The sequence below is a fragment of the Shivajiella indica genome (assembly GCF_042683085.1).
Taxonomy (GTDB): domain Bacteria; phylum Bacteroidota; class Bacteroidia; order Cytophagales; family Cyclobacteriaceae; genus Shivajiella; species Shivajiella indica.
Genome location: NZ_JBHUIV010000016.1, coordinates 34,274 through 48,168, shown reverse-complemented (window position 1 = coordinate 48,168; position 13,895 = coordinate 34,274). Strand labels below are relative to the sequence as shown.

12 protein-coding genes are annotated in these 13,895 nt (G+C 34.4%); all 12 read left to right on the top strand.

Annotation, left to right across the window (positions count from 1 at the left end; all coding sequences use genetic code 11):
- Nucleotides 1-260 precede the first annotated feature (260 nt).
- The 12 genes from pseB (at nt 261) to ACFSKV_RS09700 (ending at nt 13,895) form a co-directional block, all read left to right on the top strand.
- Nucleotides 261-1,271: a UDP-N-acetylglucosamine 4,6-dehydratase (inverting) gene (pseB, locus tag ACFSKV_RS09755; RefSeq protein WP_380801940.1), complete on the top strand. Its 1,011-nt coding sequence runs from the start codon at nt 261-263 to the stop codon at nt 1,269-1,271.
- Between the two features lie 3 nt (nt 1,272-1,274).
- On the top strand, nt 1,275-2,486 hold the full coding sequence (gene pseC / locus ACFSKV_RS09750) for a UDP-4-amino-4,6-dideoxy-N-acetyl-beta-L-altrosamine transaminase (protein WP_380801937.1): 1,212 nt from the start codon (nt 1,275-1,277) through the stop codon (nt 2,484-2,486).
- Between the two features lie 10 nt (nt 2,487-2,496).
- Nucleotides 2,497-3,315 carry an aldo/keto reductase gene (locus ACFSKV_RS09745; RefSeq protein ID WP_380801935.1) on the top strand — a complete coding sequence of 273 codons (819 nt, stop codon included), beginning with the start codon at nt 2,497-2,499 and terminating at the stop codon, nt 3,313-3,315.
- 2 nt (nt 3,316-3,317) lie between these two features.
- Entirely contained in the window at nt 3,318-4,094 is a 777-nt protein-coding gene (locus tag ACFSKV_RS09740) for an SDR family oxidoreductase (protein WP_380801933.1), read from the top strand.
- Nucleotides 4,072-4,908 (top strand): cytidylyltransferase domain-containing protein, encoded by an 837-nt coding sequence (locus ACFSKV_RS09735; RefSeq protein ID WP_380801930.1) that lies wholly within the window; start codon nt 4,072-4,074, stop codon nt 4,906-4,908. Before ACFSKV_RS09740 ends, ACFSKV_RS09735 begins: the two co-directional genes overlap by 23 nt.
- Complete coding sequence (locus ACFSKV_RS09730; RefSeq protein WP_380801927.1) at nt 4,905-5,924, top strand: GNAT family N-acetyltransferase; 1,020 nt, start codon at nt 4,905-4,907, stop codon at nt 5,922-5,924. The genes ACFSKV_RS09735 and ACFSKV_RS09730 overlap by 4 nt, the downstream gene beginning before the upstream one ends.
- Nucleotides 5,905-6,945: a pseudaminic acid synthase gene (gene pseI / locus ACFSKV_RS09725; RefSeq protein WP_380801924.1), complete on the top strand. Its 1,041-nt coding sequence runs from the start codon at nt 5,905-5,907 to the stop codon at nt 6,943-6,945. The genes ACFSKV_RS09730 and pseI overlap by 20 nt, the downstream gene beginning before the upstream one ends.
- 2 nt (nt 6,946-6,947) lie before the next feature.
- Nucleotides 6,948-8,459 carry an oligosaccharide flippase family protein gene (locus tag ACFSKV_RS09720; RefSeq protein WP_380801921.1) on the top strand — a complete coding sequence of 504 codons (1,512 nt, stop codon included), beginning with the start codon at nt 6,948-6,950 and terminating at the stop codon, nt 8,457-8,459.
- A complete protein-coding gene (locus ACFSKV_RS09715) occupies nt 8,456-9,511 on the top strand; it encodes a polysialyltransferase family glycosyltransferase (protein ID WP_380801918.1) in 1,056 nt (351 codons plus the stop codon). The genes ACFSKV_RS09720 and ACFSKV_RS09715 overlap by 4 nt, the downstream gene beginning before the upstream one ends.
- The gene (locus ACFSKV_RS09710) at nt 9,511-10,776 is read left to right on the top strand and encodes an EpsG family protein (protein ID WP_380801915.1); all 1,266 of its coding nucleotides are present in this window, start codon (nt 9,511-9,513) and stop codon (nt 10,774-10,776) included. The genes ACFSKV_RS09715 and ACFSKV_RS09710 overlap by 1 nt, the downstream gene beginning before the upstream one ends.
- A gap of 85 nt (nt 10,777-10,861) precedes the next feature.
- Entirely contained in the window at nt 10,862-12,766 is a 1,905-nt protein-coding gene (gene asnB / locus ACFSKV_RS09705; protein ID WP_380801912.1) for an asparagine synthase (glutamine-hydrolyzing), read from the top strand.
- Nucleotide 12,767: 1 nt separating this feature from the next.
- The gene (locus ACFSKV_RS09700; protein ID WP_380801911.1) at nt 12,768-13,895 is read left to right on the top strand and encodes a hypothetical protein; all 1,128 of its coding nucleotides are present in this window, start codon (nt 12,768-12,770) and stop codon (nt 13,893-13,895) included.

The following is a 13,895-nucleotide window of genomic DNA, read 5'->3' as shown; positions in this document are numbered from 1 at the left end:
GAAGGTTTTGGAAAATGATTTATAGAGCTCAGATAAAACACCTGCCTGCTGCTGGAACTAAGGCGGGGATTTAGCTTATAATCGCTGATCCGTCCAGAGAAAACTCATTAGATACTGTTCTTATAATTGAATCCAGACCTTCCTGAAAAAGCATCTCAAAATTGTTCTGTGTAATATTTTGATAACTTAAAGCAAATGAGCTAATTCAACATATTTTTATTAAAATCAAGTAAGATTCAATTTTCTATTTTATTTTCTAAATGCTACAAAATAAAACAATATTAATCACAGGAGGCACTGGTTCTCTAGGTAAAGCACTTACTTCACATATACTAGAAAAGTATCCTTTTGTAAAAAAACTTGTCATCTTTTCAAGAGATGAACAAAAGCAGTTCCAAATGGCACAGGAATATCCCCATGATCAGTATCCCCAGTTGAGGTTTTTTATTGGTGATGTAAGGGACAGAGAAAGATTGGTCAGGGCATTTAAGGGCATAGATTACGTGATCCACGCTGCAGCGATGAAGCATGTCCACATCGCAGAATACAACCCAGATGAATGCGTTAAGACCAATATTGACGGGGCTAGGAATGTGATCCATGCATGTTTGGAGACTGATGTTCAAAGAGTAGTAGCTCTTTCTACGGATAAAGCCTGTGCTCCTATCAATTTATATGGGGCTACCAAGCTAGCGTCTGATAAGCTGTTTGTGGCTGCCAACAATATTACCGGTTGGAATCCGATAAGGTTTTCCGTGGTAAGGTATGGGAATGTGATGGGCTCAAATGGTTCAGTTATACCCTTTTTCCTGAACAAACGAAAAGAGGGAGTTTTGCCTATAACCGATCCCAATATGACCCGCTTCAATATTTCCTTACAGGGAGGGGTGGATATGGTCATGCACGCTTTGGAACATGCCTGGGGAGGAGAGATTTTTATCCCAAAAATCCCTTCCTACAGAATTATGGATGTTGCACAAGCAATTGGACCTGATTGTGAGCATAAGGTTGTAGGTATCAGACCAGGCGAAAAGGTTCATGAAGAAATGATCACACCATCAGATTCTTTTTATACTTATGATCTGGGAAAATACTATACCATTCTGCCGTCCAATCCCAAATGGAAGCTTGATGATTTTATCCAGTCCCATGCTGCAGTAAAGGTAGCAGACGGGTTTCACTACCATTCCGGAGAAAATACAGAATGGGAAACTGTGGATTCACTCAGAAAACTGATCAAAGACCATGTTGACAAAACTTTTGAAGTTTAATTAATGAAACCGATACCCTACGGAAGACAACATATTACAGACGAGGATATTCAGGCTGTAGTGGAGACCTTGAAATCAGATTACCTGACACAAGGCCCTAAAATCAAGGAATTCGAAGATGCCTTTGCATCCTATGTCGGTTCCAAATATGCTGTGGCAGTAGCCAATGGTACAGCCGCTCTTCATTTGAATACATTGGCTTTAGGTGTAAAACCTGGAGATAAGATAATCACGACTCCCATCACTTTTGCCGCATCTGCCAATTGTGTCCGCTATTGTGGGGGAGAGGTGGTATTTGCTGATATTGATCCTGAAACATATCTCTTAGATATTAAATCAGTTAGAAAACTATTGGAAGCTTCACCAAAAGGTACTTATCAAGGCATTATTCCGGTTGATTTTGCAGGTAGAGCGGTGGATTTGGAGGCATTTAGAATACTGGCAGATGAGTATGGCTTGTGGATTATCCAGGATTCCTGTCATTCCCCCGGGGGATATTTTATAGATAGTAAGGGTCAAAAACAGCATTGCGGGAATGGTCAATTTGCTGAATTGGCGATATTCTCATTTCATCCTGTTAAACACATCGCCTCAGGGGAAGGTGGAATGATTACCACCAATGATGAAAAGCTTTACAAAAAACTTTTGATGCTCCGCACCCACGGCATCACAAGAGACGAATCCCTATTTCAAAATTCTCCAGAATTTGCATCTGGCTCTCAAAATTCCTCATTCTTAATTCCTCATTCTACATTCCCAGCCTGGTATATGGAAATGCAGGAACTTGGCTATAACTACCGATTAACTGATTTTCAGGCAGCTCTAGGTTTAAGCCAATTAAATAGAGCAGACAAAGGATTGGAAAGAAGAAGGGAAATAGCAAAAAAATATTATGAGGCTTTTCAAGGTCAATTTTTTACCAAAAGTCAGTCAGGAGTGGTGGAAGGCCATGCCTACCATCTGTACGTGATTGAGGTAGAAAACCGGTTAGGTCTTTACCAACACCTTAGGGAAAATAATATTTTCGCCCAGATCCATTATATCCCTGTCCATCTGATGCCTTATTACAGGACTTTTGGATGGAAGGAAGGGGACATGCCCAATGCAGAGAAGTATTATAAGAACTGTATCAGTCTGCCTATGTTTCCTTCGCTAAAAGATGAGGAACAAGATTTTGTTATTGAGGTTATCTTGGATTTTTATGATGCCATTTGACAAATTGGGTTTGGGAACAGTTCAATTTGGAACTGATTATGGGATTTCCAATTCATCTGGTCAAGTTTCTAAACAAGAGGTTTCCAAGATTTTAAATTACTGCAGACAAAATGATATAAAAGTTTTGGATACGGCTTCTGGCTATGGTAATGCAGAACAAGTGCTTGGAGAATTCGATTTGATAGATTTTAAGGTGATTTCAAAATTTCTTCCAAATGGGGATATAAAAGAATTTGATAGGCAATTAGGGAATACACTTGAAAACCTTAAACTTCAACAAATTTATGGATATTTAGCGCATAGACCAGAACGATTAATTGATAATCGGTGGGAATGGGAGGCTTTAAAAAAAGCAAAAGAAGAGAAAAAAATTGAAAAAATTGGTTTTTCCCTAAACTCTCCTAAGGAATTAGATAGTTTGCTCGAGTTAAATTTGGTTCCTGACCTTGTGCAAGTGCCCTACAATTATTTGGACAGACGATTTGAAGGGCATTTAAAACAATTAAAAATAGAACAAGTTGAAATCCATACAAGGTCTGTATTTCTCCAAGGATTATTTTTTACTGATCTTAACAAATTATCAAATCATTTTGATTCAGTAATTCCTTTTTTAAAAATCCTTAAAAAAGTTCCTAAACTTTCAGGTCAATTACTTGATTTCGTTCTTTCAAAAGACTTCATCGATAAAGTGATAATTGGGACACAATCTTTAACCCAACTTCAAACAAATATTGAGCAAGTGATCAATTTAAAAGGTGAAAGCTTGCCACAACCTCCAAGTTTATCTGATTCAATTCTAATGCCCATGTTCTGGCCTTCAAATAAATAAGAATGGTAAAAAGTTTCAATTTAAAAAACAAAGTTGTTTTGGTAACTGGAGGTTACGGGCACTTGGGAAAGGCTATAGTGGACTCGTTGTTATATCATGAAGCTAAGGTCTATGTTTTAGGTAGAGATAAGGAGAAGTTCATCCAAAAATTTAAAGAAAAGCTGGAAAATCTCAGGTTTACTTATTGTGATGTTTCTGATCTTGATTCTGTAAAAAAAGCTTTTTCGAATATTTATCAAAGTGAAGCACGATTAGATGTACTAATCAATAATGCTTTTTACAGTAGAGGTCAGTCTCCAGAAGAAATGAATGATGAAGATTTTCTTTATGGTTTGGAGGGTACACTGGGCTCTATTTTTAAGTGCACTAGAGAAATTATTCCTTATTTCAAGAAGCAGGGTTTCGGTAAAATTATCAATGTCTCATCCATGTATGGTGTTGTAGCACCTGACTTCAGAATTTATGATGAAACTCCTGCTTATTTGAATCCTCCCCATTATGGAGCTGCCAAAGCGGGTGTAATACAGCTAACCAAATATTATGCATCCTATTTGGGTAAATATAATATTCAGGTCAATGTGGTAACTCCTGGGCCATTTCCATCTGAAAATGTACAAAAGGATACGAGTTTCATTAAAAAACTTTCCGAAAAAACGCTTGTCAACAGAATAGGTAAACCTGAGGATTTAGCAGGAGTATTTGTGTTTCTTTCTTCAGATGCAGCAGATTTTATTACAGGTCAAAATATAATTGTTGATGGAGGCTGGACTGTTCGATAATATAAAAGTGGGATTTGTCATTCAGGCAAGAATGCAATCTACCAGGCTTCCTGGAAAAGTTTTGCTACCCTTACCTTTTCCAAATGGGTCTTCATTATTGGGTAGAATTATTTCCCAATTGAGAGAGATTTCTAAATCAAGTTCAATAATAGTCGCTACATCTACCAATCCTGAAAACGATATCCTTGAAAAATTCTGCCTAGAAGAAGGAATATTTTGTTACAGGGGAAGTGAGGAAAAAGTCCTTAGCAGGTTTGAGGCTATTCAAAGGAAATTCGAATTTGATCATATTTTCAGATTGACTTCGGATAATCCTTTTATTGATTTGCCGTCGCTAAAGAAAGTTTTTCACTGGCATTTAAATCAGAATAACGATTATTCAAGTACTAAAAACCTTCCTATAGGAATGAATTTTGAGGTTTTTAGAGGGGAATCTTTGATTAAATCATTGTTCTACGCTGGTTCCGATTTTGATCAAGAACATGTAACACCAGCTTTAAAAAGAGAATCACACTTTAAAAGTGAATGTTTGGATATAGGATATAAGTATGAGAATATACGTGTGACAGTGGATTCGCCAGCTGATTTTTTAACGGTTAATATCCTATTTTCAATTGCTGATTCTACGGGGTTACAAGGATTAGGATTGATAGATTATGTGAAAGAGAATTATCCATGGATTTTGGAAGGAAATAAAGGCGTTTTTCAAAAAAACAGAACGCTTAATCTTAGAGAAGAGATTTTGGAAGCGAAAATAATTTTGGAAGAATTGTCTTTTCAAAACGCTGCTAGTCTTCTATTAAAAAATCTATGAAGTACAAAATTCTTGAAAATCAAGTTTTTTCGAATGGTAAATACTCTCTTGTTCCCATAAGAACTGAGGATAAATATGCCATCATGAAATGGCGTAATGAACAGATTTACCATCTTCGTCAAAATAAACCCTTGACTGAAACAGATCAGGATACTTATTTTGATAATGTGATTGTTAAACTTTTTGACCAGGAAAGACCTAATCAGATCTTGTTTTCCTACCTAGATAATGGCAATTGCATAGGGTATGGAGGACTAGTCCATATCAACTGGACAGATAAAAATGCGGAAATATCCTTCATTATGGATACTGCATTGGAAAAAGATTTCTTCTCTTTTCATTGGAAGACTTATTTGGACTTGATTGAAAAGGTTGCTTTTAAAGAACTCGAACTCCATAAAATATTTACTTATGCTTTTGATCTAAGGCCCAGGCTATATGTAATCCTGGAAAATTCAGGTTATGAAAGAGAAGCAAGATTGAAGGAACATTGTTTCTTTGAGGGTAAGTATATCGATGTGATCATCCATTCCAAAACAAACGGCAGACTTTACTTGAGGAATGCAGGTATGGATGATCTTGAGATAACTTACTCTTGGGCCAACCATCCTCATACAAGGCAATATGCATTCAATCAGGAATTTATTTCACTGGAGGAACATTCCAAATGGTTTACTGGAAAAATTACAGACCAAAACTGTATCTATAAATTATTGATCAGTGGCGCTGAACCTTTAGGTTCAATAAGGTTTGATCTTAAAGGGGATGAAGGATTGATCAGTTATTTGATTGGACCGGATCATATTGGGAAAGGTTATGGAAAAAACCTGCTTGAACTGTCTATATTAAGTTTGGAAAAGGAAAGAACAGATGTATCATCTATCAAAGGTCTGGTCAAAAAGGAGAATATAGCATCCGTTAAGATTTTTGAAAAATTGGGATTTGATAAAACTGAACTCGACGAGAATGTTTTGGAATTTAGAATGAAAATTAATCATGCAGGTAGGAAATTATAATATAGATAAAACCTCCCCGGTTTTTATAATCGCTGAGCTTTCGGCAAACCATAACGGTAGTCTGGAAACTGCCATTGAAACCATTAAAGCCGCTAAACGGGCAGGAGCGGATGCAATTAAATTCCAGACTTATACAGCTGATACGATTACCATTGACTGCAATAAAGAGGATTTTATCATCAAAGGGACCATTTGGGAAGGGAAAAACCTGTATCAACTGTATCAGGAGGCGTACACGCCATGGGAATGGCATGAAACGCTTTTCAATGCAGCTAAAGAAGAGGGTCTCGTTTGTTTCAGTTCTCCTTTTGATAAAACAGCAGTGGACTTTCTTGAAAACCTGGATGCACCTGCCTACAAAATTGCTTCTTTTGAGATTACGGACATCCCATTGATAGAATATGTTGCTTCCAAAGGCAAACCAGTGATTATATCCACAGGCATCGCTAACCAAGAAGATATTGAATTGGCATTGGATGCCTGTTACCGTATGGGCAACAGGGAAGTGGCTTTGCTGAAATGTACTTCTAGTTATCCAGCCCCGATTGAAGAGGCCAATATGGTCATGGTCAAAGATATGGGAGAAAGGTACGGAGTGATTACAGGCCTTTCTGACCATACCATGGGCAATACAGTTCCTGTGGTAGCTACCTGCTTTGGTGCTAAGATCATTGAAAAACATTTTATTCTAGACAGATCAATCGGTGGGCCTGATGCTTCATTTTCGATGACAGAACAAGAGTTTGCTGACATGGTGAAGGCGGTTAGAGAAGCAGAGAAAGCAATTGGAATAGTTGATTATAATCTTACAGAGAAACAAGTAAAGGGTAAAGATTTTTGTAGGTCTTTGTATGTAGTGAAGGATATCAAAGCGGGAGAAGTCATTACAGAGGAGCACGTGAGAAGCATCAGACCTGGGTTTGGGATGCATCCGAAAACCTTAACACTTATAATAGGTAAAAATATCAACCAACATATAGAAAAAGGGGAGAGATTTTCTTTAGATTTTTTAGATGATTGATTTTGGGCGTATCCTTGTTTAAAAATACTTTATGGGTTTACAGCCATAAATTTTCAACTGCATTAATTACCTTAGTTTCAACGCCGGTTTTATTAAGCAATCTTGGTGTGGAAGATTATGGTATCTATTCTTTAACTATCGGAGTTGTTGCTGTTTTTAATTTTATAAATTGGTCACTCACCGCAGCTACCCAACGATTTATAGCTGTTAGTATTGGAAAAGAAGATAAGGATGAGTTAAATTCTGTGTTTAACAATTCCTTTTTTATTCATTTAGCGTATAGTGCGTTTCTTTTATTGATTATTTTGAGTGTTGGTGTTTTTTTTACGGATACTGTTTTGAATATTCCTATGGAAAGATTGAAGGCAACTCAATATGTATTGATATTTGTATCTTTAATTACTTTTTTCCAAATCCTGGCCATTCCCTATCAAGGATTGCTCAAAGCCTTTGAAAACTTTAAGATTGTTTCAATTTTTGGTGTCCTAGATTCTGTTTTGAAATTGATCGCTGCATTTTTGTTATACATAGCACCTATAGACAAGCTTGTCTTTTTTTCCTTATTAATGGCAAGCTTTTCTTTGATTATCTTTTTACTTATATCTATTTATGCTCACAAAAAGTATGAGTTTTTAAGGCTTTCCAAAACCTTAATCCTAAAACAAAGGATGGTCGAACTTTTTAATTTTATCAGTTGGAACATCATAGGAGCCTTGGCGATTTTAGGTAGAAATCAAGGTATAGGAGTTGTTTTGAATCTATTTTTTGGAGTAGTGTTGAATGCAGCTTACGGTGTAGCCCTGCAGGTTCAAGCAGCCATTGGGGTTTTTAGTCAGGGAATAATTACATCGATGAGTCCCCGGATTTTAAAAGAAGCTGGTAAAAATGATATTGATAAAATGATTGCTTATTCGAATGCTGCTTCAAAATACGGTTTATTTGTAATTTCATTTGTAGGAATTCCTCTAGTAATCTATATGGATACCATTCTTAATCTTTGGTTAATGGTTGTGCCAGAAAATGCAATTATTTTTTCCCAACTAATAGTGATATTTATCTTTACAACTGGGTTTTCAGTAGGTTTACAGACAGTTTTTCATGGAATCAATAAAGTCAAGTTATACAACCTGTGGGTGAGCTTGATATTGATTTTAAATATTCCATTAGCTTTTTTGGGTTTTAGCGTTGGATTGCCCCCTTATACCATTTTTTTTATCAGCATTGTTTTAGAAATTGTTTCGTTTTTTACACGTTTAATTCTGTTGAAAAAGTATATCAGTTTTCAGATTTCTAACTATTTAAAAACAGTTTTTAGAGAAGTTTTGATTCCTGTGATACTGACCTTTCTATTGGTTTTAATTTTTAACCAGATGCTATTAGACTCCTTGAACTTATTCCTTTTAGGCTCCCTGTTGAGCACAATATCTTTATCCCTTATAATTTTTTTCTTTTCCTTAACTCATCAGGAAAAATCCGTCATTTTGTCAAAAATTAAACCTTTAATGCAAAAGTGAGAAAAAATAACATTGTAGTTTTTGTTCATACTGAATATCATTTGATGTTGACCATCAATGAAATTTTAAAAAATCCAGAAGTAAAATATCGTGTTTATCTGATCAAAAAAGGTCAGCAAAAAAGGTTAAGTTTGGCTTTAGATTTAACGGGTTTGCCTAATGCTACTTTTTTAGAATTAATTTTGAATATTGATTTAAAACAAAAGTTTACATCAGATCATGTAGGTTTAATAAATGAATTGATTACTAACAATTTTAATGAATTGATATTCTTTCAGGAGCAAGACCCATTCATTTTAAGTATTCTTAAGAGTCTGAAGAAGAATGGAATCAAAACGGAGATTTCTCTTTATCAGGATGGATTAAAACCTTATAATCAGATGAAAGGTTTTTCAATAGGTATGATCCAAGGAGATATTAAAGTGTGGAAGTGGCTCTGGAAAAATAATATCAAAGAACTCAAACCGTATAAACTGCTCCAGACTAAGAGATACGCATACTTGGATGAGATTGACTCAGTTTTTTTGACATTTCCTGAATCCTACTATAATTGGAATAAAAGGGAAATCAATCAAATTCAATTTTTCGATCATTTATTATTTAAAAGTAATTTGGAAAAGGTATTTGATTGGAATAAAGGTTTGCTACCTAAAAATGAAAATGTGATTTTTTATCTGACTCAACCTATGCATCATGATGCTAATGTAGAAGTTGAGTTTTTGGAAAAGTTACAACAGAGATTGGGAAAAGAAATAATTTTGAAGTTGCATCCGCTAACTAATGCAGCCCAGGAAAAAGTTTACAGAAGTATTGGTAAAGATGTTTATTTGATCAAATCAAAAATACCAGCGGAATTATTTATTATGAATCTGAAGGATAGTACCATTGTTTCACTAAATTCAACCTCTCTTTTTTATCCATCTCCTTCGAATAGATATTATTATACAAGTAATCTATTTCAGGATAAGATAAAAAGACTTACAAGATACAAGTTCAACAGTAGTCCTGCCAGTCATATCAAAATGGTTAAATCCTTAGAAGAAATTGTCTAATGGATAATATAGGTCAGGTATCATACGCATCAAAGTTAACGAAAGTTAACTCTTCGTCTAGGTATCTTTTCTTTTTATTTTTGATCAATCCTTTTATTACCTTTCTTCTAGGGATTAAAAATTTCAGGTTCAAAGCTGATAGGATATTTATTTTACTTTATGGGGTGTTTTATGGGTTAACCTTTATTCCAATTGAAAATTCGGATGCCACTAGATATGAAGAAAGAATAGCGACCATAGGTAATTACTCATTTAAGGAATATTCCCGAGATATTTTGGGAATGTATGGGTCTGAGGCAAGGTATAATGATGCCTATGTGTACACAGTATATTTAATAATGGGTCAATTTACTTCTGATCCAAAATTATTCAGGGCATTTTTTGCATTTATTTATTTCCTTGTGTTAATCGCTTTGATAGGTAATTTATATGAACTTTCAAGATTTAATTATATTTCAAAACCAGTCATTTGGTTCCTATTAGGACTTGTTTTCCTTATGAATCTATCTGCTGGAATAAATGGTGTAAGGTGGCCTCTGGCACTTCAGGTATTTTTGTTAGGCTATGTATTATATTTAAGAAAAGGTAGTTTTAAATATTTGCTATTGGCGATGTCATCATTTTTGATTCATTTTATGGCTGCCTTTTTTATACCATTTGTACTTCTTTTCCATTTAACAAAAAATGTATATAGACCAATATGGATATTATTTTTGACTGCAATAGTGGTTGCATCATCTGTTTTTATTCTGAATAGTATTCAATCCAATCTAGGGATTTTGGGAGAAGGCGTGGAAGAAAGATCTTCAGGTTATGTGAGTAATGAAACCTTTCAGGAACAAAGAATTGAACATATGCAAAATTGGAATTGGTATTTGAGATTTGACAGGTATTCTACCTATTATTTTGGATTAATTGCCTTAGCCATTTCCGTTTTGTTTTCAAAAAAAATAAATAAAGATGATATCAGTAAGCAAATGGAATACTTTGCCTTTTTGATTTTTATTGCAAGTTTTTTGTCTGGAACCTTAGTGGATCCAATTAGTAATAGATTTTTCTTGGCCGCTAACGGAACGGCTTTAATTTATCTATATTATCTCAGTAGCATTAACAGAAACAGCAGATTATTAAAGGTTTTTAAGTTTATCTACATTCCAATAGGGATTTTACATATCCTCATTATGCTAAGAGCTGATATCTTAACTTTTAGTTCTAATTTAATAATAGGAAATGTTTTTACTGAAATGATTTACCGTTATTTGTGAGATTTTATAAATATGATCTTTGTGTTTTGAAATTTATGTGTTGTACTTTTTTAAATGTTTATCCTTTCAAAACAAATTATAAAAAATGTGCGGAATAGTTTCTTTTATTGATTTTAATAAGACCATTTCCAAAGCTAAATTAGACTCAGCAACTGATACAATGGTTTTGCGTGGACCAGAAGCAAGAGGAACTTTTATTATTGAAGAGGAGAATTTTAATATTGGTTTCGGCCACAGGAGATTAGCTATTCTTGACCTTGATCCGCGATCTAATCAGCCATTACAAATGGATAATTTGATAATTGTATTTAATGGGGAAATATACAATTTCAAAGAAATTAGAAAAGAATTAGAAGGAAAAGGTTATTTGTTTAAAACAGAATCTGACACGGAAGTTATACTTCAATCCTATAAAGAATGGGGAGATGAGTGTGTTGGGAAATTTATTGGGATGTTTGCATTTGTAATTTACAATAAAGAAAAAAAGCGAGCAATCATTACAAGGGATAGGATAGGAGTGAAGCCTCTGTATTATTATCTAGACAGTCAAAAACTCCTTGTAGCATCTGAAATAAAAGCAATAATTCCACTGTTGGGTGAAAAACCAGAAATTGAGGAATCGTCACTTTTTGGTTTTTTTTCTTTAGGCTATGTTCCAGGTCAACAATCGATTTTCAAAGGTATAAAGAAAGTTTTCCCTGGTTCTATTATAAATATTGACTTAAGCTTAGATCTTCAAATTTCGGAAAAAATTTTTTGGGATATAGCTAAGGTTGAAACTAATAGTGTTCCTAATGAAGCAAAAAATGATGAGTTAAGTAAACTTTTGGAGGATGCAATTAGACTACGTTTAATTGCAGATGTTGAAGTTGGGTCCTTTTTGAGTGGAGGCCTTGATAGTAGTTATGTTACAAAAGTTTTACATGAGAAAAGTGATAAGGAAAAACTCAAAACCTTTACTATTGGGTTTAATGAAAAATTTGACGAAGCTCCACATGCAAAAGCTGTAGCTGACTATATAGGAACAGAGCATTTCTCTTACTATTTAGAACCTCGCGACGTAAGGGATATAATTATCAATTATGCCACTTACTTTGACGAGCCTTTTTCTGATGATGCTGCGATACCTATGTTATTTTTATCAAGAAAAGCCAAAACTGATGTAAAAGTTGTTATTTCATCAGATGGGGGCGATGAGGTTTTTGCAGGTTATTTACGATATAGTAATACCCTCAATGTATTTGACAAATTGAATAAAGTACCTTACTCTGTTTTACTACTAGCCAAGTATCTATCTTCTTTCGTATTTAGAATATTACCTAAAAGGAATAAACTGAGTAATTCAATATGGAGATTTAGCTGCATTATTGATTCTGACAAGTCTAAGCTTTTATCAAATATTTTCCTTTATGGTGATATGATACCCACAACGGAACTAAAAGCTGTTTTAAATAAACAACTATTCAAAAAACCTTTTGAACACAACTATTTTAATATTAAAAAGAAACTCACGCCACTCAAGCAGCTGTTATTTATAGATACTCATGAGCGATTAGTAAATCAAATGTTGGTTAAGGTAGATAAGTCAACTATGGGAGCTTCAATAGAAGGAAGGGAGCCTTTACTAGACCATAGACTTTTTGAATTTATGTCATCACTAAATGATGAAGATTTGATTAATAATGAAGAAACCAAGTTTCTTTTTAGACAAGTTATTAATAAAAAGTTTACATATACAAATATCTTAAATAAACCTAAAATGGGTTTTAATACGCCCATATACGATTGGTTAAGATTTTCATTTCCTGATTTTGTAGAAGAACAATTTAAGAGTGTCGATACTTTGTCAATTCCGTACCTTAACCAAAAAGAGTTGCTTACTATATGGATGAATTTCAAAGAAGGAAAAGTCTATTATCAAAATTTGGTTTGGAGGGCTCTCGTTTATATCCTTTGGTATAAGGAATATTGTTTAAAAACGCTGAATTGATATGCTAACAACTAAAGAAAAAATCAGTAAAAACATTATTAACTTTTTGGGATGGAAATCCAAACAAAAGCTTTTAATTATAGAGAGCGACGATTGGGGCACTATTAGAATGCCATCAATCGAAGTATATCATGAATTAATTAAAAATAATATTCCAGTTGATAAATTCAGTTTTGATAAGCATGACTCCCTAGAATCAACTGAAGATTTAGAGTCTTTATACAAAACGCTCACAACTGTTCAAGATAGTAAAGGAAATCCTGCGGTGTTGACGGCATATCATGTGATGGCCAATCCCAATTTTGAGGCTATTGAGAAAAATGGTCGTACTAAGTATGGGTATGAAACGATTTTAGAAACGTATAAAAGAAATCTTCATACGCAAGATTCTTTCGCTGCGATACAAAAAGGCATGGAATTGGGCATTTATATCCCTCAGTTTCATGGACGAGAACATATACACGTAAAACGGTGGATGGAGGCTATCAATTCCAACTCAAGCAAGGAACAATTAGCTTTTCAAAATCAAGCGATTATCTGGACTGGTTCAGAGCATGATAAGAATCCCTATAAAAAGGATTATTTCAAAGGTTTTGATTACGAAACCAACCAAGAAGCTAAAGAAGTAGAATCTATACATCAAGATGGCTTGCGGTTATTTAAAGAAATTTTTGGTATGGAGTCGGTTACTTTTACGGCTCAAGGAAGCGTATGGGGAGATCATTTACTACCGATGCTAAATAAAGGGGGTGTTCGATTAATAGGTGGACAACAATTACATCCTGATTGTCAAGGAGCATACAAAACCATCAATAAATATTGGGGAACCAAGAATACATTAGATCAAATATATTGGCGTAGAAATTGCCTTTTTGAACCTGCACGAAATCAAAATTTTGATTGGGTAGGTAAGTGCTTAAGAGAAATTGAAATTGCTTTTCGTTGGGGGAAGCCGGCAGTAATTAGCTCGCATAGAGAAAATTTTATAGGAAGCGTTTTCGAAGAAAACCGAATTCAGTCCTTGCAAAAACTGGAACAATTGCTGAAAAAAGTACTGAAAAAGTGGCCTGATGTACAATTTATCAGTTCTGCACAATTGGCAGAAATCATGATAAAATCCACAAGATAA